The organism is Veillonella sp. T34266-5 (genome assembly GCF_002959815.1).
Classification (GTDB): Bacteria; Bacillota; Negativicutes; order Veillonellales; family Veillonellaceae; genus Veillonella; species Veillonella atypica.
This window is the reverse complement of sequence record NZ_PPCZ01000005.1, coordinates 81,022-104,624: the sequence shown is the minus strand read 5'-3', so window position 1 is coordinate 104,624 and position 23,603 is coordinate 81,022. Positions and strand designations below refer to the sequence as shown.

The following is a 23,603-nucleotide window of genomic DNA, read 5'->3' as shown; positions in this document are numbered from 1 at the left end:
TTGCGGCGCTTATTATATAGCAGCCATTAACCGTTCTAATGTCAATTGTGCTGCATGTTGTTCTGCTATTTTTTTACTTTTACCAGTACCTGCCTCATAGGTAATCCCATCGATGGATACCTCCATCATAAAAGTCTTAGCATGATCAGGACCAGACTCACTGATAAGACTATATACTATATGTTTATCACCATCACGTTGTACAAATTCTTGTAACAATGTCTTATAATCTTTACCACGCTTACCTTCTAATGCTTGTTTAAGATTAGGAGCTAACTGATGAAGAACAAAGTCCATTACTGTTTTATAGTCAGTCGTTATATATAACGCACCAATCAATGATTCAAATGTATCAGCTAATATGGATTTTCTATCACTACCACCAGAGGACTTTTCCCCATGGCCCAGTAATAAATAATCACCTAAATGCAATGTACGACTAACGGTAGCTAATGAATCTTCACAAACTGTAGCCGCCTTAATCTTAGTCAAATTACCTTCAGACATATCGGGATATGTTGTAAATAAATATTCACCAATAATTAAATCCAATACAGCATCACCAAGAAACTCTAAGCGTTGGTTATGATGAATATGCTTAGATTTATGTTCATTCGCATAAGATGTATGAGTAAAAGCACAATCTAAAATCGAGATATCAATATTCGGTATATGTAAACGACTAACAAGCTCATGAAGAGAATCTTCACGAGCTTGTGTCATTATAGTATTCTTATGCGATACGTGACGCCCCATTAGTCTTCATAACGGCGAACACAAAGTGTACCGTTATGACCACCAAAGCCAAAGGAGTTGGAAAGAGCTGCTGTAACATGTAAATCACGAGCACCTTCACGTACATAATCAAGGTCTAAACCTTCATCTGGATTATCACAGTTAATTGTTGGATGAACCTTACCTGTTTCGATTGCCATTGCCATTACAATAGTTTCAATCGCACCAGCAGCGCCCAACAAGTGACCGGTCATAGATTTTGTAGAGTTAACAGCGATATCTTTTGCATGATCACCGAACAATTCTTTAATAGCCAATGTTTCGTTTTTATCATTCAAGCCTGTAGATGTACCGTGAGCATTGATGTAGTTAATTTCTTTAGGGTCAATACCTGCATCTTTAATTGCTAATTCCATACATTTACGAGCTTGTACACCACCAGGAGCTGGAGCTGTAATATGATAAGCATCGCCATTAGTGCCATAGCCTACTACTTCTGCGTAGATATGAGCACCACGAGCTTTAGCGTGTTCTAATTCTTCAAGTACAACGATACCTGCACCTTCACCCATTACGAAACCGTCACGGTCCTTATCAAATGGACGAGATGCTTTTGTAGGCTCATCATTGCGTGTAGACATAGCTTTCATAGCTGCGAAGCCGGCTACAGCAGCAGGGGAAACAGCAGCTTCAGTACCACCTGCAAACATGATGTCTGCATCACCACGTTGAATAATGCGGAATGCATCACCAATTGCATTAGTACCAGAAGTACAAGCTGTCACGTCTGTAATAACAGGACCTTTCAAGCCTAGGCGAATGGATACACGTGCAGAAGACATATTTGCAATCATCATAGGAACTGCAAATGGGCTAACACGACCAGGACCTTTTTCAAATAATGTTGTATACACATCATGGATAGAATCAATACCGCCAATACCAGTACCAACTACTGTACCACAACGGTCCAAATCTTCTTCATCAAGTGCTAATTTTGCATCATCAGCTGCCAAAACAGCTGCACCAATTGCAAATTCAACGGAACGGTCCATACGGCGAGCTTCTTTTTTATCTACGCCATATTGAGTAATATCAAAATCTTTTACTTCACCTGCAATGCGTGTTGCATAGTCAGATGCATCAAAGCGTGTAATTGGGCCAATACCAGACTTACCCTCTAACAACGCATTGTAGAAATTCTCTTTACCGATACCTACCGGAGTAATCGCTCCTAAGCCAGTAATTACTACACGTTTTTCCAATTATTCCACCTCTTATAGCTATATAGCCCCTTTAATTAATCGATTTCTGCTACTTGTTGTTTTAACTGTGCAAAAATATCTTTAACTGGCATAATCTTATCGACTTTTCGCATATTATTGCCAGAGAATACTAACCCCGTTTCCACATCACCTTGTTGCGCTCTAGATAAAGCACGGATAATACAGAATTTATGGGAACAATGTTTTAAACAATTGTCACATACTGTTGGTGGCGCTACAGTGCCATCAAGAACAGATTCAGCAAATTTATTTTTAATAGCTTGGCCTGGTAAACCTACTGGACTTTGAATCAATACAATATCCTCAGGATTTGTTGCACGCACATACATTTTTTTCAATTCATCAGATGCATTACATTCATCAGAAGCAGCAAAGCGACTGCCCATTTGAACACCATTAGCACCCAATTTAAACATATCCACGATATCTTTACCATCTAAAACACCACCAGCTGCAATAACTGGAATATTTTTAACGGCTGCTACAACTTCTGGTACGATTTCACGAGCAGAACGATCCGTTCCCAAGTGACCACCAGCTTCGCTACCTTCTACGATAACTGCAGCGGCACCTAAACCTTCAGAAATGCGCGCTAATTTTGCAGAAGAAACAATAGGTACGATTGGAGTACCAGACTCTTTACCCATTGCGAACATATCTCTTGAAAAACCGGCACCTGCCACTACAAGATCAATGCCCTCTTCGATGGCAGTTTTTACAAGGCCCGCAAATTGCGTTGCTGCTACCATCGCATTTATACCAATAATACCCGTAGGTGATAATTTTCTAGCTAATTGTATTTCATATCTTAATTCATCAAAAGGCAATCCAGATGCTGCAATAAGGCCAATACCACCTTCATTTGCAACGGCTGCTGCCAACCGAGCTGTAGACAATCTAATCGCCATACCACCTTGAATAATAGGTACTTTGGCCACTAGATTCCCAATGCGAAGTTCAGGGAGCTTCACTATCAATTCCTCCTGTAAACAATACCGATTAGGGGAGCCACTCGGCCCCCCGCACGGCTGAATTGTCAGCTATACAGCTTATTTAGCAGAATCAATATATTCTACTGTATCCTTAACGGTTTTGATTTTTTCTGCAACGTCGTCAGGGATTTCAACATTGAATTCTTCTTCAAATGCCATGATCAATTCAACGATATCCAAGGAGTCAGCGCCTAAGTCGTCGATGAATGTAGAATCAATGGTAACTTCAGCTTCATCAACGCCTAATTGTTCCACAACGATTGCTTTAACTTTATCGAAAGTGCTCATTAGTGGTTCACCTCCTTTCAAATGAGATTTATATATAGTCTAATTTTGTAACTACATTACCATGCCGCCATCTACATTGATGACTTGACCTGTAATATAGCTAGCAAAATCACTAGCAAGGAATGTTGTTACGGCAGCCACTTCTTCAGCTTTAGCCATACGGCCCAACGGAATTTGTGTTACCATAGCTTCTTTTACCTTTTCAGGCAATACATCTGTCATATCAGTATTGATAAAACCAGGTGCGATTGCATTAACTGTGATACCACGGCTAGCTAACTCTTTTGCACAAGATTTAGTAAAACCAATTACACCAGCTTTAGAAGCCGCATAGTTAGCTTGACCAGCATTACCCATCAAACCAACAACAGAAGTCATGTTAATAATATGACCAGCACGTTGTTTCATCATGATTTTGGATACTGCTTTTGTTACCAAATACACACCTTTAAGGTTGATATCGATAACGGCATCAAAGTCTTCGTCTTTCATACGCATAAGCAAACCATCACGAGTGATACCTGCATTATTTACTAAAATATCGATGTGACCAAATGTTTTATGCGTTTCTTCAACCATTGCTGCTACTTCTTCAGCATTTGCAACATTGGCTTTAATTTTAATCGCTTTGCGACCCAATGCTAAGATAGCGTCTACTGTTTCTTGAGCAGCAGCTTCACTGCCACTATAGTTAACAGCAACATCAGCACCAGATTGTGCAAGTTGAATAGCAACGGCGCGACCGATACCACGAGAAGCGCCAGTTACGAGAGCTACTTTACCCTCTAAGTGCATTTTATCGAACCCCCTTTAAAAATTCAAGCGTTTTCTCTAAGGATGGAATGTCTTCTACATTAGCTAATTCCATTTCTTTATTAATCTTTTTAGTGAAACCTGTTAATACTTTGCCAGGACCAACTTCTACAAAGCGAGTTACACCGAAGTTAACCATTTCTGCAACACAATCTTCCCACAATACAGGATTAGCTGCTTGTGTTACTAAAGATTCTTTAATGTCACTAGCATTTGTTAAAATTTTGCCAGTTACATTAGCTACTACTGGAATCTTAGCATCGTTAACTTGGATTTTATCTAATTCTTCTTTTAAACGAAGCGCTGCAGGTTCCATAAGACGACTATGGAATGGAGCACTTACAGGAAGCATTACTGCACGTTTTGCACCGGCTTCTTTCATTTTTTCAGCTGCTGTTTCTACGGCAGCTGTTTCACCAGCTATTACGATTTGACCAGGGCAGTTAAAGTTTACAGCTTGTACAGAACCAACTGTATCATTAACTTGTTGGCAAATTTCAACAACTTGTTCTCTTGGCAATGCTAGAATAGCCGCCATAGCACCCTTGCCCAATGGTACAGCTTCTTGCATATATTCACCACGTTTATGAACTACATACACAGCATCCTTAAAATCAAGAACACCGGCAGCGACTAACGCACTATATTCACCTAAGCTATGACCACCTACGATATCTGGTGTAAAGCCTTGTTCTTTCAACACTTCATAGCAAGCTACGGAAGCAGTTAAAATAGCTGGTTGTGTATTAGCAGTCTTAACCAATTCTGTATCAGGGCCTTCGAAGCATAATTTAGAAATAGAATAGCCCAATGCTTCATCAGCTTCTTCAAAACGTTGTTTAACAATAGGGTATGCATTATACAAATCTTGTAACATGCCTACTTTCTGGGATCCTTGACCTGGAAATACGAATGCAGTTTTCATAGGATGGCCTCCTTATTTGCCAAAAGTTTGTAGATTTTTAATCACTGTTTCAGCTTCTGTCATAATGTCTGTAATGATTTCTTTACAAGGTTTCACATCGTGTAGCATACCTGCGATTTGACCAATCATAACGGAGCCTTCTTTTACATCACCTTCAATAGCAGCTTTACGAAGTGTACCTGCGCCAAGATTTTCTAATTCTTCCTTGGAACCACCACTAAATTCAAGATTTTTATATTTATGTGCTAATTGATTCTCGATAATTCGAACTGGATGACCTGTTGTAAGACCAGTCATAACAGTAGAACGATCTTTTGCTTTCAATACAGCGTTTTTATAGTTTTCATGAGCAATACATTCTTCAGATAGGACAAAACGTGTACCCATTTGAACTGCATGAGCACCTAGTGCAAACGCAGCTGCTACGCCACGGCCATCTGCAATACCACCAGCGGCAATAACTGGAACATCGACAGCATCTACAACTTGTGGTAACAATGCCATTGTTGTAATATCCCCAACATGGCCACCTGATTCAGTACCTTCTGCAATAATCGCATCAATACCACCACGAAGTAAACGTTTCGCTAAAAGAACGGATGCAACTACAGGAATAACCTTTGTGCCAATTTCTTTCAAAGCTGGGATATATACACCAGGATTACCCGCACCAGTTGTAATAACAGGAACTCGTTCTTCAACAACGACTTCCATAACTTCTTTTACAAAAGGAGACATCAACATAATATTACAACCAAATGGTTTATTAGTACGTTCTTTAACTTTGTGAATTTCGTTGCGGAAAATATCAGGAGGCATATGTCCTGCACCAATTATGCCAAGACCACCTGCTTCAGATACTGCAGACGCAAGTTCAGCCGTTCCTAACCAAGCCATACCACCTTGAAAGATAGGATACTCAATCTGTAACAAATCACAAATATCAGTCTTAATCATCTTGATGTTTCCTCCTTAATACCATTTCAAGACGAGGCTAGCCCAGGTAAGGCCAGCACCAAATCCTGCAAGTGCTACATTATCACCGCGTTTTAAGCAACCTTCTCGGTTTGCTTCATCCAACGCAATGGCCACTGATGCAGCAGATGTATTACCATACTTATGTAAATTTACAAACACCTTTTCTTTTGGCATATGTAAACGTTTAGCGGCTGAATCGATAATACGAATATTAGCTTGATGTGGGATAAAATAATCTAACTCATCTAAATTCATATTAGCTCGTTCTAGAGATTTCAACGCTGTTTTCCCCATTGTTTTAACAGCAAATTTATATACTTCTGGACCATCCATATGAATGAAAGTCAAGCCTTCTTCTATGCGTTGATCATTAGCTACAACAGCTGTCCCACCAGCTGGTATACACAATGCAGAGCCGCCAGTGCCATCAGCGCCTAAGTCGACCCCTTTGATACCATAACCTTCTGGAACCTCAGAAACTACGGCAGCACCGGCACCATCACCAAATAGAATACAAGTTCCGCGATCTTTCCAGTTAACGCGACGAGACAAAATTTCTGCGCCTACAACGAGAACATTTTTAAATAATCCAGAAGCGATATAGCTTTGAGCAGTTATCAACCCATACACAAATCCGGAGCACGCAGCTTGCAAATCATAAGCTGCTGCATTTTTCGCACCAAGATTTGCTTGTAACATACATGCGGCAGAAGGAATCACCATATCTGGTGTCAATGTAGCAAAGATAATCATATCGATATCTTCTACATCGAGCTTAGCCATTTGAAGTGCTTTTTTTGCAGCTTCAGTTGCCATATAGGATGTATTCATACCTTCTGGTGCAATGCGTCTTTCTTCAATGCCTGTACGTTCTCTGATCCATTGGTCACTTGTATCGACCATTTTCTCTAAATCAAAGTTCGTTACAACATTATCAGGAAGGAAGCTACCTGTACCAATAATACCGACAGGTTTATTCATCATACTCATATTTTACGGCTCCTTCAATTTCCATTGTTTCTCGAATATGTTCAATTATTTTGCGTTCTACTAAATCGGCTGCAATGGTAATAGCAGTCTTAATTTCTTTAGCCTTTGAACTGCCATGAGCAATCATAAACACACCATTTACACCAAGTAATGGAGCACCACCATTTTCAGTGTGGTCCACCTTCTTGGCCATTGGTTTCAACGCTGGTTTGATAAGCAATGCCCCAATTTTAGCTAATATTCCGCCATTCATGATGCTGTCTTTGATGAGCTGTGTCAAACCAGTTACAAGACCTTCTGCAAATTTAAGAATTACATTGCCTACAAAGCCGTCGCAAACGACAACGTCTACGGTTCCTTTCGGAATATCGCGACCTTCTACATTTCCTTTAAAATTGATTGTTTTCATATTTTCCAAGATAGGATATGTAGCAAGCACAACTTCATTACCTTTAGTCGCTTCTTCACCAATATTTAAAAGGCCTACTGTAGGGTTTTCTTTGCCAAGTAAAAGTTTTGCATACTCAGCCCCCATCAATGCACCTTGTACAAGATGTTTTGGTTTACTATTTGAATTCGCACCGGAATCCAACATAACAGTAATACCATTTACAGTCGGCATTGGCGTAGCAATAACAGGTCTATCAATGCCCTTGATACGGCCTAGACCGAATAATGCTGCCGCTACAGCTGCACCTGTGCTTCCTGGGGCAATAACAGCTTCACATTCTTTGCTTCTAACCAAAGATGTAGCTACTACAACGGAGGCATCCTTCTTCTTGCGCAATGCTTGACCAGGATGCTCATCCATTCCGATTACTTGACTCGCATGATACACAGAAATGCGAGGATTATTTGTTTCATTATTATCTTCTAAAATTTTGAATATTTGAGTTTTATCGCCTACGAGAACAACATCAATATGTTCCGTTTCTCGCACTGCTTCCAAGGCGCCTAAGACGATTTCCAAGGGAGCAAAATCACCACCCATGGCGTCAATTGCAATTTTCATATACTACACCCGATTCTCCACAGACTCCATGATAAATTTAGCTCTAAATACTTCTTTTATTTTATCTCTAATTATAACCCAAATAAAGTATTTATCTCCACGACGACGAACAATTTCTGCTTTCGCCACCAAATTAGTACCAGACTCTACTGGATTTTTATATTTAATATTCCCCACCTCTGCAGAGCAAAGGGTTGAACCCATAACTAGCTTGGCCAAGGAATTTGCTTGAGCATACAAATACTGTGGATCAATATAACCAAAACGATCTTCCATGTCTGGCGTCGTATGTAACATGGATAAAGCTTGTTTTCCTTCTGTTACATCGATGAGTTCACCTACAATTTCATGCTGTATTGGTTCCGGTTGCTCATCCTGAGCATGTTCGGTAGCCATCGCCTTAATACGCTCACGCAATTCAGGAATTCCCAATTCTAATCGATCGAGTCGAATTGTAGGTACACTGACACCAAAGTGCGATGCCAACTCTTCATCAGTAAGAAAAGGCGTAATATTCAGTTTTTCTGTTAACTGTTTCTGTCTTTCTTGCTTCTTCAACCTACTCATGGGACCACCTTTTATGACCTAGTATTAATATTACATCTTAAGTATATATAATAATTCCCATATTGGCAAGGTTTTTCGCATATATAGTGATATATTTTATGGTAATATACTAAATATTGTCCTTATTTTAAAATTAATTAATACTTTATAGGAGATATTAATATAAAACATATATTAATCAACAACTATCTATTTTTGGGCAGTAAAAAACACCTACACAAATGTGTAGGTGTTTTACACGCTCAATTAGGCTTTTGCAACTACTTGTTCACCTTTATAGTGACCACATGTAGGGCAAACACGATGAGGCATCATAGGTTCGTGGCATTGTGGACATGCTACATAACCAGGAGCTTCTAATTTCCAGTTTGCACGACGACGATCGCGACGGCATTTGGATAATCTACGCTTAGGTACTGCCATTATCTGCACCTCCTTAGTACAATCATTAGGATAGTCTATCATCTTTCTCATCAAGCAAAGCACGTAACTCTGCGAATCGAGGATCCACCACAAAGGATTCACAAGAACAAGGTGAAACATTCAAATTTGCTCCGCAATGAACGCACAATCCTTTGCAATCATCCTGACATAACACTTGAGAGGGCTCATTGATGATTAATGTATCCCGAATCAGTTCGGTTAAGTCAATTTCCTCTCCGTTAAAAGGAATCACATCTTCATCGGCATCTCGAGAATCACTAAAGATTTCCTCGAAGGAATCGTTACGCTCATGTTCCGTAGTCGTTAAACAACGAGAACATTCGTAATCACCTTTAGAATTAATCGAACCTTGAACGATGTAGTTTTGACCATCAAACCAAAACTCACCACTAATAGTTATATCATGACGGCTCCAAGGAAAAGCAACTACGTCACTACCAAGTTCTTCACTCGGCATCGTATAGCTATAAGGAAATTTCTTTCCTATATGTTCTTTTGCTTGCTCTACTTGCAGTTTCATAATCTTACCTCGACTTATAATATTATAAACATGACAGTGTGCTTTGTCAAATAAAAAAGGCTATCTCAATATTGCTTAAGATAGCCTTTCTAATGTATCAATTACATTTTTTCGAATTGATCTTTGCCAACGCCACAGATAGGGCAAACATAATCAGCTGGTTGATCTTCGAATTTAACGCCTTCTACAGCTTCGTCATAAACCCAACCGCATACTACGCATACGTATTTTTCCATGTCTATTTCCTCCTTCACTTGAGATTATATTAATGTGTTCATATCGTTAAGATACTTTATCTGTAATATAGTATAGCAAAGACATCGAAACTTTTCAATACTCATTTTCCATTTTTCTACTAAATTTTCAATATCCTCTGAAAGCTGACTATTATTACTTTCATACGAAATTTTATAATGAAATCTATTATCAATTAGTTTTTTATGATATACTATTTACTAGAAATATATAGTGGTATACTAAATATTCGCCATATAAGAAGATTTTATTATCTTATATATAACTATATTATAGGAGGATTCATGAGAACAAAACTGACTGAATTACTAAATATCGAATACCCTATCATCCAAGGTGCTATGGCATGGGTTTCTGAGGCTACATTAGTTGCAGCTGTAGCTAACGCTGGTGCTACAGGTGTTATCGCCTTAGGCGGTCGCGATGCAGAATGGACTCGCAATGAGATTCGCGCATGCAAAGAATTAACAGATAAACCTTTTGGTGTAAATTTAATGCTTATGGCCCCAAATAAAGATGAATTAGTAGATGTTATCATCGCAGAAAAGCCTGCATTTGTAACACTTGGCGCTGGCAACCCTACCCCATATATTAAGCCATTCCAAGAAGCAGGCATCAAGGTCATTCCTGTTGTACCTTCCTTGAAATTAGCAAAACGCATTCAAGATGCTGGTGCCGATGCTATCGTCGTAGAAGGTATGGAGGCTGGTGGTCACATCGGTTCTCAAACGACAATGTCTTTGATGGAAAACATTCTACCAGAAATCACTATTCCTGTTGTTGTGGCTGGTTCCATCGTTGATGGTCGTGGTTTGGCAGCAGCTTTATTGATGGGTGCTGAAGGTGTACAAATGGGCTCTCGTTTCTTACTTGCCGAAGAATGTAAAGCTCATCAAAATATGAAAGAAGCAATTATCAAAGCCACAGATACTGACTCCGTTGTAACAGGTCTTCTCTCCGGTCATGGTGGTGTACGTAGCTTGCGCAGTGATTTTACAGACCGTTATATTGCAGCAGAAACTGATGGCGTTACAACAAAAGAAGAACGCAGCAAAATGTCCCAAGGTACAAATAAATTAGCTGCTATCGATGGCGACGTTGTCAATGGTGCTGTACAAGTAGGCCAAGCGCTTAATAGGCTTAATGAAATTGAGCCAGCTCAAACTATTGTACACTCTGTTATTAATGAAGCTATTATGGCAATCCGTAAAGCACAACGCTTTATCGAAGTAATTTAATAGGAGGTCCTATGTTACCTTATCATGGAAAGTATCCAAAATTAGATCCAAAATCTTGTGTTATGCCTGGTGCTGAACTAGCCGGCGATGTAGAGTTGAAAGAATTTGCCTCCATCTGGCAAAACTGTGCACTTCGTGGCGATGTTAATAAAATTGTAGTAGGTCGTTATTCCAACGTACAAGATAACTCTGTGCTTCACGTCGATGATGATGAGGCTTGTATACTTGGCGACTATGTAACTATAGGTCATGGCGCTATTGTTCATGCGTCTACCATCGAGGATAATGTACTCGTTGGCATGGGGGCTATCGTACTAAGTGGTTGTCATATCGGTACTGGCTCTATCATTGCAGCCGGTGCAGTGGTAAAAGAAAACACTACAATTCCTCCCTATTCTTTAGTCGTTGGTATTCCTGCACGCATCGTACGTACTGATGAATCCCAAGTTGAAAGAATCCACAATCAAGCATTAAAATATAAACATCTTTGGACTGTAGAATATGGTATGCTACCAGATTGTGGTGGCGAAGAATACGACAAAAGTGCCAAAATTGTATAACTACAATGTAAAAAATAGGGTTTTCTATAAATAAAGCCTTCACACGTAAAATAGCGACTAGTTGATCACATGGTATCAATTAGTCGCTATTTCTTTATCATCAGAATATCGTCCGATATAGTATACAGTTTTGTTTTATAATTGGAATCTTGCTTTTACAATCTGCTGAGTTATCAATGCGGAGCCCATGGCTAGCGCCATTGGGAAGCACATTTCCACGGAAAATCGTGAAAGTTCTAACATGAACACACAGGATGTAAGCGGCATCTTTTGTGCTAATCCCAAGAAAATTACGGCCCCTATAAATGCAGCAAAGCCAAGGTGTACAGGGCTGACCATAATACTCCACAAGGCTGCAAAGGCTAATGCCAATGTACTACCTAGCATCATGGATGGCGTAATTCGACCACCATAAGCACCAGCCATTAAGGCAAGTAACACGGCAATCCATTTAGTAGCTAATAGACCTAATGCATAATCCCATCCTACTAAATCTGTAAAGGTCAACTGATTACCAGCTTTACCATTACCGAGGATCTCTGGAAAATACATGGCCATCACCCCAATAACAGCAAATGATAAAAGAGCTATGACAATCATTTTAGGGCTTTTTCTATCAAACTTAGGTAATAAGGATTGTGTTTTATCAAACAAAACAACGCCAATAGCAATGACAGCGCCAAGGACGATAGCAAATTCTTGATAGCTACCATATAAGGGTGGTTGTGGCATCGTATACTGAACAAGATCTCCTATCCCTGCCTGACGAACGACCAATGTAGCTAGTCCACACGATAAAAGGGCTGCACTCATGGCTCGAACATTCCATGTGATAAGTAATGTCTCTAGCGTAAAAATAGCAGCTGATAAAGGAGAATTATATACGGCAGCTAAGCCTGCACCAGCAGCACAAGCAATAATAAGCGACTTGTCCTCAGGGCGCATATCAACATAGCGCAATAATCCAGACATGATACCAGCACTAGCTTCACGAGGTGCTACTTCTCGACCAAGTGGAGAACCCATGCCGACCGTGATAATTTGCAATGTAGCATGAATAAATGTGGTCAACGGAGGCATTTCTTTTGTAGAATCCTGGACAGCTTTTTTTATATCTACCAGTGGATCTCCATAACGATGGATAAGAACCCAACCTACACCGCCAACAAGACCACAGGCCAGTAAGGCTAACAATCGATGTTCAGGCGATACACGGGCTACGGCTTGTCCAAATGATAAACCTTCTGATGTAGAATAGGCATACATAAAATGCTGGATATAATGTAACAAATGGGTATAAAAAGAACCGATTAAGCCCGCCACCAGGCCAACGATTATTATTAAACCAAGTAAACGTTTATCTAACATACTCTCTATATCACTCCATAGCCAGGACTACTTCACCCTGTTTCAACGAAGATTGTACATCAATAATACGCTGATTAGAGGAGCCTCTAAACCGAAGTGATGGATCTTTTAACTCATCTACAAATCGACCATCAACAAGAATATCGATTTGTTCCACTAAGCTACGGCGAGATGGATCAGATATAATATCATCCCATACATAGCCAGAGTAAGCCCAGATAGGTTTCTCAGGCGCTGCTTCACGCACCGCTTTCACTATAGCTAGCATACCATCTACATTTTGAAATGGTTCACCGCCTAACAAGGTAAGGCCAGCACAATTAGGATCTTTTACATAAGACACAACCAGCTGTGTTTCTTTATCAGTCCATTCTTGACCAGCATTAAAATCTTGATATTCTTCATTAAAACAATTATAACAGCAATGGGTGCAACCAGTTACAAATATAGATGTGCGTATGCCTTCCCCATTGGCGATATCATATTGTCGAATCTGTCCATATCTCATAATAACCCCCATATTTGCCTATGATCAACTTTGACCAAATTAAACATATAGATATATTTCAATTTATCATGTATATAGTAAAAGCTGTGCCGATGGCACAGCTTTTAACATGTTTACGATTAATAAAATTAAATATGCATTACACGATCTTTTATTTCTTTTGTGCGACCTTCGTTCCAGAAGTTTTCACCAAGGTATCCACACGTACGGCGGATAACTGTTAATTTATCACGGTTTGTATTATGACAACGAGGGCATTCCCATTGATTGTCATCATTAACCTTGATTTCACCATCAAATCCGCATTCATGACAGTAGTCAGATTTTGTATTGAACTCTGCATAGGAAATATTGTCGTAAATATATTTAATCATCGTCAATACTGCAGGAATATTATTGGTCATATTTGGAATTTCCGCATAGGAAATGCAACCGCCTGTAGATTTCTTTTGGAATTCAGATTCAAAGGCAAATTTATCAAATACGTTAATTTCTTCACGAACGCTTACATGATAACTATTCGTATAGTAACCTTTGTCCGTTACATCTTCGATGATACCAAAGCGTGCTCGGTCCAAAGAAGAGAAGCGATTTGTTAAGCTTTCAGCAGGCGTACCATAAAGACCAAAGCCTAGATTATGTTTTTCACGCCATTCATTAATAGCTTGGTTCAAACGATCCATAATTTTCATGGCAAAAACACGACCATGTTCACCTGTATTAGACTCGCCAGTAATCAAGCGACATGCTTCATAAATGCCGATATACCCAAGGGAAATCGTCGCATAGCCACCAGTCAAAAATGGAGCGATTTTTTCACCTTTTTTAAGTCGCGCAATAGCACCATGTTGCCAGTGAATTGGGGATACATCACTTACTACATCTTTCAATAGATTGTAACGTAACATCAATGCTTTTTCAGCTAACTCAAGGCGTTTATCCAAGATTTCAAAATACTTTTCTTCACTACCGCGTGCTAAAATACCAATTTGTGGCAAATTCAAACTTACTACGCCCATGTTGAAACGGCCATCAAATTTATAATTGCCTTCTGCATCCTTCCAAGGAGATAAGAAGGAACGACATCCCATAGGGCTGAATACATTGCCTTCGTAATTTTCCTTCATCTTCTTTGCAGAAATATAATCAGGATACATGCGTTTAGCCGTACATTGAGCAGCTAATTCTGTTAAATAATAATATGGGCTATCCGGATGAACATTGTGTTCGTCTAATACATAAATTAATTTAGGGAATGCTGGTGTAATGTATACATCGGCTTCATTTTTTACACCCTTAATACGTTGACGTAAAATTTCTTCCGTAATTAATGCCGCTTCCTTAGCGTATTCATAATCCGGTTGGAAATACATAAACAATGTAACGAATGGGGATTGGCCATTTGTAGTCATCAATGTATTGATTTGGTATTGAATGGTTTGAATGCCGTCCTTTACCTCTTTACGCGTACGTTTCCAAGCAATTTCACGAGCCTTTTCCATATTTGGTTCCATGCCGTAAATCTCAACTTGTTCTTCAATTACATTATTGAGGATTTTTTCATAAGATTTACGTACGAATGGTGCTAAAATACGGTCAATGCCATTAATACTTTGACCACCATATTGACCAGATGCAACTTGTGCAATGATTTGAGTTGTTACAGTACATGCTACTTGGAATGATTTTGGCGTGTCAATGCGCTTACCATTGATAACTGTACCATTTGTCAACATATCTTCTAAGTTGATTAAGCAACAGTTAAACATCGGTTGGATGATATAGTCCATATCGTGGAAATGGATAGCACCGCTATCATGTGCTTCTAGTATATCTGTAGGAATCAACTTACGACGCGCAATATCCTTGGACACTTCACCAGCAATTAAATCGCGTTGTGTAGATACAATGGCAGCATCTTTATTAGAATTTTCATCAAGAACACTAACATTACTACGATCCAACAAACCGATGACATCTTCGTCAGTCGTGTTTTGGCGACGTTTGAAAGCTTGTACCGCTTTATAACCTTCATAAGCACGAGCTGTTGCAGGATTATGATACTCAATCAACTTATAGTATACTTGATCTTCTATAGCATAGATTGTCATATCCTTTTGAAGTTTTATAGCATATGCTTCAATTTCGTCAGCAATGCGTTCAGCTAAGCCAGATTCATATAACCCCGTACTACTATGTTCTGCCTTTTCAATAGCTACTGCAATTTTATGTTTATCGAAAGGTACCTTTGTACCATCCCGTTTAATGACCTGCAACATCTCGGAACCTCCCCGTTTCCCATACTCCGAATTAATTAATGTCATTACATATAAAAAAGTATGGAAAAAACCATACTCAATCTATATTATTTACTACGAAAAATACAAAATTCAATAGATTATTTCGTATTTCTAACCGCTTTCATAGTATACTATATATAGTGTTTTATTGCAATAAAAAATACAATATCATGTAAAAAAGAGTTTTTTTGCTATACTTAAACGGCATAACAAAAAAACTCTTTTTTTTATAAAGCGATTGAAAGAAGTCGAGTCCAAAAATTAGGTCGTTTTCCTGCCCAATGATCCGGTACCGTAGGATAAAATACTCTATCCGCTAATAAATCGCGTTCATTTAATCGGACGTCACTAAGTAAATCTTTCTTATATTCAATATCTAGTTTAGAAATTACATCTACATAGCTACCATATTGATTATTCATCACATCATAACCAGTGCCAAAGAAGTGTATTAGACCATTCGTATATAATTCAATAGCTCTCGTATAATGCTCAGAATGATGTGTAAAGGACATAATATTACATTCAAATAAAATGCCCTTATCAACCCATTCCAATAGTTGTTCAGGTTTATTAAAGAAAAGGTCGCTACGTTCCACTTCACTTATGATAGGCGTGATGCCTAAGTCACATAAAGTCTGTAACCACGCATCTACATGATATAACTTACAATCTTGTGGAATAGTAACTAACATAAAATGACTATTACCTAATACAAGTGATTCTTTATGATTGCGTATATAGTCAATCATACCATCACCTAACTCAACAACGGCACCATTATGTAATGTAACCGATATCGCTTGTTCAGATACTACTTGTGTTAAATTTTCTACCTGCTCCACTACTGACTCAACAACGGTCTGTACATTTAGCTCATTAACCTTAGGTGTACAAAAAATATCTGTAATACCAGAACGGACTAAATCTTTAACCATTTGCACAGATTCAGCCATGGATTGAGGTCCCTTTCCATCTGCCATAGCTGGCAAAATATATGTATGTAAATCTAAAATGCGTTTCATCTTCTTCCCCATTCTCATCTTTATATCGCCCCTTACCTCGATATAAATCTCTTAAATATAATCTCTTTAATTGCTCAAATTCATTTTGTATTCATATTATACCAATGAATCTATGTCTTGAAAAGTACCTATACCTAAACTTTTGATAATATTTGATTGCTTAAAATTAAAGATTATTTAATAATTTCATTTTGTTTTCACAAAAAAAACAAGGCTCCTATCAATAACTCATAGAAGCCTTGTATATTTAATTAAAATCCATCTATTAACTATGCCGGATTCTTCGATAAATAGATAGTATAACTTGTACGACAGCAACACCAATGATAACGCCAGCTGTATCGATTGCCACATCGCGAATCGATGCATGTCTACCAATACTTGCAAGTTGTAAGCATTCATCCATAACGGCAATAACTAATCCTATAAAAATCACTTTAAGTCCTGCATATTCACGATTAAATTGATGCAATGCCACATACAAACATCCACCAAGTACAGCAAACTCGAACACATGCGCCATCTTGCGGACAATGCGATTTAACGACCACATGTCACCGGTGAGGCCCAGCTTATACAGAATCGGACTCAACCATTGTGTCATCTTAAGACTCAAACCATCTGAGGAAATATCATTTTGTAGCGAATTATCCCAGATAAAAAGGATAACGAGAATAACTAAAGTAAAGCTTATCCAATGTTTCTTTAACATCTACTATCACCGCCACTAATCTCGGTCAAAAATATCTCTAGTATAAACTTTATCTTTTACATCGGCCAAGGAATCATCCCAACGATTAGCTACAATCACATCACTAACACGTTTAAAATCATCAAAGTTTCTAATGACTGGTGAGTGGAAAAAATCATCCGCCTCTAGTGTTGGTTCATACACAACAACAGCAATCCCCTTTGCTTTAATACGTTTCATGATACCTTGTACAGCAGAAGCTCTAAAATTATCGGAATTTGTTTTCATTGTCAATCGGTAAATGCCAACAATCTTAGGATCCTTTCCGATGATGGCATCTGCAATGTGATCCTTTCTCGTCCGATTTGCATCAACAATGGCAGATATGAGGTTTTGTGGCACATCATTGTAATTTGCCAATAGTTGTTTTGTATCCTTTGGCAAACAGTACCCGCCATATCCAAAGGAAGGATTATTATAGAAATCTCCAATACGAGGATCTAAACATACGCCATGAATAATCTCACTCGTATTTAATCCACGCACCTCTGCATAGGAATCTAGTTCATTAAAATAAGCTACACGCAATGCTAAATAGGTATTAGCAAACAATTTAATGGCCTCTGCCTCTGTAGAACCAGTGAAACATAAAGGTATATCATCTTTAAGAGCACCTTCTGCTAATAAGTGAGCAAACGTATGAGCTCGTTCCGAATCTTCACCAACTACAATACGAGAAGGATATAAATTATCATATAACGCTTTACCTTCACGTAAAAACTCAGGAGAGAAAATTATATTCTTCGTATTAAACCGTTCTCGCATCTCTTCTGTATAACCTACAGGGACTGTAGATTTAACAATCATAACCGCATCAGGATTAATATCTAAAACTGTTTTAATAACAGATTCTACGGATGATGTATCAAAAAAATTCTTTTGTGGATCATAATTGGTAGGTGTAGAAATTATAATATATTCAGCACCTGTGAAAGCTTCGTTAGGATCTAATGTAGCACGGAAATTTAGCGACTTATTCTTTAAATAATCGGTCAATTCTGAATCAACAATAGGTGATTCTTTACGGTTAATCATATCTACCTTTTCAGGAATGATATCCAGTGCAACCACTTCATTATGTTGTGCTAATAATACGCCATTTGAAAGGCCTACATACCCGGTACCAGCTATTGCTATTTTCATTTATTTACCATCCTTCATATAAAAATCTTTATACCATATTGCAAAACGTCTTAAACCTTCTCGAAGTGTTGTACTCGGTTTAAACCCAAAATCCGTTTCTAATGCAGATGTATCAGCATATGTAATCGGCACATCTCCAGGTTGCATCGGTACGAGTTCCTTATGGCGTTCCATGTTAAAATCTGCTGGTAACACACCAGCACCTATTAACTCTTCCCCTAAAATCGTCACAAAGTCCAATAGATTTTCAGGACTATTATTACCGATATTATAAATTGCATATGGTGGTACTGGTAATCCATCAGCCCCATTTCTTCGTTCAGGAGCTACTTGCATAACCTTATAAACGCCTTCAACAATATCGTCTATATAAGTAAAGTCACGCTTACAATTACCATAGTTAAAGATTTTAATCACTTCGCCTTTGCGCAATGTGTTAGTAAATCCAAAGTATGCCATATCAGGACGCCCTGCTGGGCCATACACAGTAAAGAACCGAAGGCCTGTACATGGGATGTTATACAACTTAGCATAGGAATAGGCTAATAATTCATTAGATTTCTTTGTAGCTGCATATAAGGACACAGGATTATCTACTTGATCATCTGTAGAATAAGGAATCTTTTTATTAGAACCATAAACGGAAGAGGATGATGCATATACAAGATGTTCAACACCTTTTGCCCCATTATCATACGAATGACGGCAACATTCTAATATATTGTAAAAGCCAATAATATTTGATTCTATATATGCGTCTGGGTTCGTAATAGAATAGCGTACACCTGCCTGTGCTGCTAAGTTCACAACTACATCCGGTTTATATCCATCAAAAATAGATTGTAAAAACTCTTTATCCGCTATATTCCCTTTTTTGAATATCCATTGATTATCATGTTTTACGGAGGAAACAATCTGTTGAAGTCTATACTCCTTTAAACTCACATCATAATAATCATTAACAGAGTCAACACCTATGATGAGGCTATTTTCAATATTATTAAAAAGCGACATAACAAGATTGGCCCCTACAAATCCTGCAGCCCCAGTAATGAGAATTACCTTGTTATGTAATGATACATTTTGTAAAAGCATAGTCTGTCCTTTCCTTTAGGAACGTCTTAGTCGTGCTAAGGCGCTATCCCATATTTTTGCAAGTACAACCCTCTCCGTTGGAAATAAATACAACACAACAAGATACGAAATAAGACTGACACATATACAGAAAATCGTCCAAATCATACTATTATATAAATGCAACAAAGCATAAGAACCAATACCTACAATGGCGGAGGTAATGATATAGGCTTTAATATTAAAAATTACACTCCACGCATCCATCTTTACATAAACGGCTAACAAATATAAAAGTACACCAATCATTTGAATGCGCACTATAGAACGAGCATAGACAAATGTAGTGAAATCATATTGAACACATATATATATGACCGGTATTAATACGATGAGATGTAACATCTGTGCAAGGAATGAAATATTTGGCATCCCCTTAGCACGAAAAGCTTCAGATATTAAATATGATATAGCTGTCACGAGAGATGAGCTTAATGCCCATGATCCTAGCACTATACCTGCTAACTTCCACTGGGGCCCCAATAAAATCTGTACAATAAAATCTTGATATACAAACATGCCCACACCTAAAGGAACCAAAAATAAAGCCATATATCGTTGAAACGTTAAAAATGTTTTTTCAAATTCCTCTTGATTATGTTGATGTCGTGATAATGCAGAGAATAATACGGGCGCCATCGAAGATGTAGCAATAGCCATAATAGTAGTTACTATAGCCGTCGGCATCTTGTACACGCCAAGATAATAGGCATTCAAAAACTGACTAATAATGAATGTATCCACCCATGCAGTAAGCCATATAGAGAAAGCTTCCGCTAAGGACCAAGCACTAAAGCTGAACATGTTTCGAAACACAGATCCCGAAAAATAGATAGATATCAACTTTTCTTGTCGAACACATAGTGCAATGGCTGTAAATAAATGTGCGGCTAATAATCCTGCAATCAAGGACCAGTAATCAAATCCAGCTAACGCCATCGGTATCGATACTAACAAAGGCGTAATGATTGTAATCATACGAATACTTAAAAGGAATTTAAAATTAAAATTTCTTCTATACATTGCCATTTGAATGCTACTAAATGCACTTAATGGTAACATCGCCCCCATTACAGCTAACGGAATGCCTAATCCTTCATTACCCACCAATGATGCTAAATCATCACGCCAGACAATGATAGTAATCCACAATACAATAGCTAGTACTATATTGGAAATAAATGCAACACTAACACTTTTCTGTTTAGCTTCTTCACTTTCAAATTCGTATTGAACAAGGAATTTCTGGAAGCCTGCATCTGCTAACATTTCTGCAAATGAAATAACCATCATTATAGTGGCTAAAATACCAAATGCTGTAGGGGCCAAAATATGTGCCAATATGATATTTGTAATTGGTGTAATGAGCTTTGCTAAGATTTCTGTTATGAGTGACCACTTAGCAGCAGCTACAACTTTAGTATCCATTGATATTCAAATCCATTTAATTACGATTTATATTCTTTACGCCTTGTAAAAATAACTCATGATGCGCTTCACATGACAAATAATTCTGTATCGCTAAATAACATGTCATATACTTGAGTTCCAATTATAGACTCCATATCACCATTTTCAAATAATGTACGATTTATATCTGTAGGAACAAAATCAGCTCCGATGTATACCTTCAAGATGTAACCACTCTCCCATTTTGTAATCAAACTCCACTGGTTCCATCCTTATAAATCCTGCGCCAGGATACAATGTTAATTCTCCAATATAAAGACGATCATTCACGTCATAAAAATCAACCCGTAAAAATGGAAAATCCTTAGATAATTGTTTGCATAATGATCTCATTTCTTCATAGTGTGGCGGTTTTTCAAATGTTTTTTTAGCGGGCTCATAATGAAGAACGGAAAGATTTACATAGTTCCAATCCTCATCATAATAGTTCATACGTGTTCCACCTTTAGAAAATCGTTCAGAACAAACTACAGTTAGCTTTGGTTCTCCGTGAAAGGAATACATCTTATAGTCTAATAAATCTGCATTCCCTAACTCATCTATATACGCTTCTGCCAAAATACGGCGTCGTACATTTTTATAGGGCCATTCACGAGCTATAAGATAAAAATCATGCTGTAAAGATTTATTAATAATTTGACGTGCTCCTTCTTTATCAAACTTAGACTTATCTTTACAAATTACAATACCACCACTGTCATGAGTGCATTTCAGTACAAACTGATTCGGTAATGCATCAAAATCAATTTCATCAAAAGAGTCCCATACACCTAAAGTCGGGATGATGTACTTGGAGTCAATTCTATCAGCTAAATAATTTTTAGCCTCATATTTATCAACCATAGTAGTATATATGGGGTTACGATCATATAATTTCATCCACTGCATCTTTTCACTAAAGGTCTGTGGATTATCTAAATTTAATGGATATCCCATATATTGGGGAAATATCTTTCGTAGAAACGCTTCATCACTTAAAGAGTCGTAAGCCCCCATTTTTATCATCACCCGTAAACGGTAATAAGGATCAGAGATGAACCGCTTTCCCTTGGTCAAGATTGTTTGTATGTTCATGTAATTTCTTTCTCCTAGTCCGTAAGATCTGAACTTCTATAAAAAATAACATCATATAAAAGTAAGTGCTTTTACTTTCATAGGAAACCAAACCCATATCCATAACTAATTGAGACATAAGCAATATAAATACCATGACATATTCATTACTGTGAAAATCATGATATCGTATCATGTTATAAACGAGATATGCATACATGGAGTAATACGTAACCACACCGACAATACCAGTACCCGCCAATAGCTCAATATAATTATTATGAAGATAATAGTTCTCCCGTCCAAAAATAGAGTATGTATATACTGCTGGATTATTAATCCCAACGCCTATGATTGGAGATTGATGAAATAAATCCCAACCTATATCGACTAAAGCCATACGAACAATGGCAGATGAGTCTCCACCAGTTCCTGTAAAGGCATCTACCATGGAACTCATACGTTCTAACACTTCACTAAAAATAGGTAGCTGTAATATACCTATAAAAGCAATAATTAGTATGCTCAAATAAGCTACTAATTTAGCTAAGGAATTAACAATATTTTTACTACGAAAGCTTTTGAATACGAATAATAAAACGATACCTATAACGACAAATACCAATGCTTTCCGACTACCTGTAGCCGCCAATATACCTAATGTTGGTAATGCTATGATGTTCCACCATCGCGGTTTATCGTACATCATATAATACACGGTCATTACAATAGCATTGGCACCTAATAGTCCTACTGTATTTGCATTTAATGCGTCATTGGCTATACGAGCCGATGATGAAAGAACATTGATAAAATAATCGAGCCCATAGTAATACACCGTATAGAAACAGACAATATATCCTGTCCACATACCGATTTTCAACAAGGAATCAACTGATTTTTCTCGCTGAAAGCACATATACAAAACAATGAGCATACAAAATATTTTTACAATATCAAAGCTTCTACTCATGGCTACAGATGGATCAAGAGCATTTAGAGAACTAAGATAGCAAACGCCTATGAATAGTAGCATATACATATGCATCCATGTAAATGACACTGTAATTCGCCCCTGGTCTCGTACGAGATAACATAGTATTAATCCAAACAAGCATACGAATAGCACATAGGCACCGTAATCTGCATCGCCGAGGGCGAACGATATGGTCAATGAAAGTACAAGAAATACTAATGTTATAAACCATATAAGACGATTAGATATGGTCGTAATATTTAACTTCAATA

25 protein-coding genes are annotated in these 23,603 nt (G+C 37.9%); 2 read left to right on the top strand and 23 right to left on the bottom strand.

The window, feature by feature from the left end:
- Positions 1-12: 12 nt before the first annotated feature.
- The 13 genes from rnc to VIHSUH07_RS03305 form a co-directional block, all read right to left on the bottom strand.
- Positions 13-756, bottom strand: coding sequence for a ribonuclease III (gene rnc, locus VIHSUH07_RS03365; protein ID WP_005376738.1), 744 nt, complete (start codon positions 754-756; stop codon positions 13-15).
- Positions 756-2,000 carry a beta-ketoacyl-ACP synthase II gene (gene fabF / locus VIHSUH07_RS03360; protein ID WP_005380883.1) on the bottom strand — a complete coding sequence of 415 codons (1,245 nt, stop codon included), beginning with the start codon at positions 1,998-2,000 and terminating at the stop codon, positions 756-758. The genes rnc and fabF overlap by 1 nt, the downstream gene beginning before the upstream one ends.
- 35 nt (positions 2,001-2,035) lie before the next feature.
- Positions 2,036-2,992: an NAD(P)H-dependent flavin oxidoreductase gene (locus VIHSUH07_RS03355; protein WP_005376890.1), complete on the bottom strand. Its 957-nt coding sequence runs from the start codon at positions 2,990-2,992 to the stop codon at positions 2,036-2,038.
- A 78-nt stretch (positions 2,993-3,070) separates the two neighbouring features.
- Complete coding sequence (locus VIHSUH07_RS03350) at positions 3,071-3,301, bottom strand: acyl carrier protein (protein ID WP_005376767.1); 231 nt, start codon at positions 3,299-3,301, stop codon at positions 3,071-3,073.
- Between the two features lie 51 nt (positions 3,302-3,352).
- Positions 3,353-4,096, bottom strand: coding sequence for a 3-oxoacyl-[acyl-carrier-protein] reductase (gene fabG, locus VIHSUH07_RS03345; RefSeq protein ID WP_005376748.1), 744 nt, complete (start codon positions 4,094-4,096; stop codon positions 3,353-3,355).
- Position 4,097: 1 nt separating this feature from the next.
- Entirely contained in the window at positions 4,098-5,039 is a 942-nt protein-coding gene (fabD, locus tag VIHSUH07_RS03340) for an ACP S-malonyltransferase (protein WP_005376799.1), read from the bottom strand.
- 12 nt (positions 5,040-5,051) lie between these two features.
- Positions 5,052-5,996 carry an enoyl-[acyl-carrier-protein] reductase FabK gene (gene fabK / locus VIHSUH07_RS03335; RefSeq protein ID WP_005380823.1) on the bottom strand — a complete coding sequence of 315 codons (945 nt, stop codon included), beginning with the start codon at positions 5,994-5,996 and terminating at the stop codon, positions 5,052-5,054.
- A 15-nt stretch (positions 5,997-6,011) separates the two neighbouring features.
- A complete protein-coding gene (locus VIHSUH07_RS03330; protein WP_038125013.1) occupies positions 6,012-7,007 on the bottom strand; it encodes a beta-ketoacyl-ACP synthase III in 996 nt (331 codons plus the stop codon).
- The gene (plsX, locus tag VIHSUH07_RS03325) at positions 6,991-8,019 is read right to left on the bottom strand and encodes a phosphate acyltransferase PlsX (protein WP_005380855.1); all 1,029 of its coding nucleotides are present in this window, start codon (positions 8,017-8,019) and stop codon (positions 6,991-6,993) included. The genes VIHSUH07_RS03330 and plsX overlap by 17 nt, the downstream gene beginning before the upstream one ends.
- Positions 8,020-8,022: 3 nt before the next feature.
- Positions 8,023-8,586, bottom strand: coding sequence for a transcription factor FapR (gene fapR / locus VIHSUH07_RS03320; protein ID WP_005381039.1), 564 nt, complete (start codon positions 8,584-8,586; stop codon positions 8,023-8,025).
- Between the two features lie 246 nt (positions 8,587-8,832).
- Entirely contained in the window at positions 8,833-9,009 is a 177-nt protein-coding gene (rpmF, locus tag VIHSUH07_RS03315) for a 50S ribosomal protein L32 (protein WP_005376859.1), read from the bottom strand.
- Between the two features lie 25 nt (positions 9,010-9,034).
- The gene (locus tag VIHSUH07_RS03310; RefSeq protein WP_005376813.1) at positions 9,035-9,550 is read right to left on the bottom strand and encodes a YceD family protein; all 516 of its coding nucleotides are present in this window, start codon (positions 9,548-9,550) and stop codon (positions 9,035-9,037) included.
- A gap of 101 nt (positions 9,551-9,651) precedes the next feature.
- Positions 9,652-9,786 carry a rubredoxin gene (locus tag VIHSUH07_RS03305; protein ID WP_004693422.1) on the bottom strand — a complete coding sequence of 45 codons (135 nt, stop codon included), beginning with the start codon at positions 9,784-9,786 and terminating at the stop codon, positions 9,652-9,654.
- A 303-nt stretch (positions 9,787-10,089) separates the two neighbouring features.
- On the opposite strand from VIHSUH07_RS03305, the gene VIHSUH07_RS03300 reads away from it, so the two are divergent.
- Both VIHSUH07_RS03300 and VIHSUH07_RS03295 read left to right on the top strand, forming a co-directional pair.
- Positions 10,090-11,043, top strand: coding sequence for a nitronate monooxygenase (locus VIHSUH07_RS03300; protein ID WP_005380851.1), 954 nt, complete (start codon positions 10,090-10,092; stop codon positions 11,041-11,043).
- An 11-nt stretch (positions 11,044-11,054) separates the two neighbouring features.
- Positions 11,055-11,603, top strand: a complete 549-nt coding sequence (locus VIHSUH07_RS03295) for a gamma carbonic anhydrase family protein (RefSeq protein WP_005376783.1) — start codon at positions 11,055-11,057, stop codon at positions 11,601-11,603.
- 135 nt (positions 11,604-11,738) lie between these two features.
- On the opposite strand, the gene VIHSUH07_RS03290 is transcribed toward VIHSUH07_RS03295, so the two are convergent.
- The 10 genes from VIHSUH07_RS03290 to VIHSUH07_RS03240 all read right to left on the bottom strand — a co-directional run bounded on the left by VIHSUH07_RS03290 (position 11,739) and on the right by VIHSUH07_RS03240 (position 23,601).
- Positions 11,739-12,971: a chloride channel protein gene (locus VIHSUH07_RS03290; RefSeq protein WP_005384216.1), complete on the bottom strand. Its 1,233-nt coding sequence runs from the start codon at positions 12,969-12,971 to the stop codon at positions 11,739-11,741.
- A gap of 10 nt (positions 12,972-12,981) precedes the next feature.
- The gene (nrdG, locus tag VIHSUH07_RS03285) at positions 12,982-13,479 is read right to left on the bottom strand and encodes an anaerobic ribonucleoside-triphosphate reductase activating protein (protein ID WP_016475428.1); all 498 of its coding nucleotides are present in this window, start codon (positions 13,477-13,479) and stop codon (positions 12,982-12,984) included.
- A 128-nt stretch (positions 13,480-13,607) separates the two neighbouring features.
- Entirely contained in the window at positions 13,608-15,758 is a 2,151-nt protein-coding gene (nrdD, locus tag VIHSUH07_RS03280; protein WP_009660855.1) for an anaerobic ribonucleoside-triphosphate reductase, read from the bottom strand.
- Between the two features lie 248 nt (positions 15,759-16,006).
- Positions 16,007-16,822, bottom strand: a complete 816-nt coding sequence (locus VIHSUH07_RS03275) for a CpsB/CapC family capsule biosynthesis tyrosine phosphatase (protein ID WP_038125017.1) — start codon at positions 16,820-16,822, stop codon at positions 16,007-16,009.
- A 247-nt stretch (positions 16,823-17,069) separates the two neighbouring features.
- Positions 17,070-17,516, bottom strand: a complete 447-nt coding sequence (locus VIHSUH07_RS03270; protein ID WP_005376734.1) for a VanZ family protein — start codon at positions 17,514-17,516, stop codon at positions 17,070-17,072.
- A 15-nt stretch (positions 17,517-17,531) separates the two neighbouring features.
- Entirely contained in the window at positions 17,532-18,698 is a 1,167-nt protein-coding gene (locus VIHSUH07_RS03265; RefSeq protein ID WP_038125020.1) for a nucleotide sugar dehydrogenase, read from the bottom strand.
- Complete coding sequence (locus VIHSUH07_RS03260; protein ID WP_038125022.1) at positions 18,699-19,793, bottom strand: NAD-dependent epimerase/dehydratase family protein; 1,095 nt, start codon at positions 19,791-19,793, stop codon at positions 18,699-18,701.
- A 15-nt stretch (positions 19,794-19,808) separates the two neighbouring features.
- Positions 19,809-21,260 (bottom strand): lipopolysaccharide biosynthesis protein, encoded by a 1,452-nt coding sequence (locus tag VIHSUH07_RS03255; protein ID WP_105083901.1) that lies wholly within the window; start codon positions 21,258-21,260, stop codon positions 19,809-19,811.
- 183 nt (positions 21,261-21,443) lie between these two features.
- Positions 21,444-22,376, bottom strand: coding sequence for an ATP-grasp fold amidoligase family protein (locus VIHSUH07_RS03245; protein WP_105083900.1), 933 nt, complete (start codon positions 22,374-22,376; stop codon positions 21,444-21,446).
- Entirely contained in the window at positions 22,330-23,601 is a 1,272-nt protein-coding gene (locus VIHSUH07_RS03240) for an O-antigen ligase family protein (RefSeq protein WP_105083899.1), read from the bottom strand. The genes VIHSUH07_RS03245 and VIHSUH07_RS03240 overlap by 47 nt, the downstream gene beginning before the upstream one ends.
- Positions 23,602-23,603 lie beyond the last annotated feature (2 nt).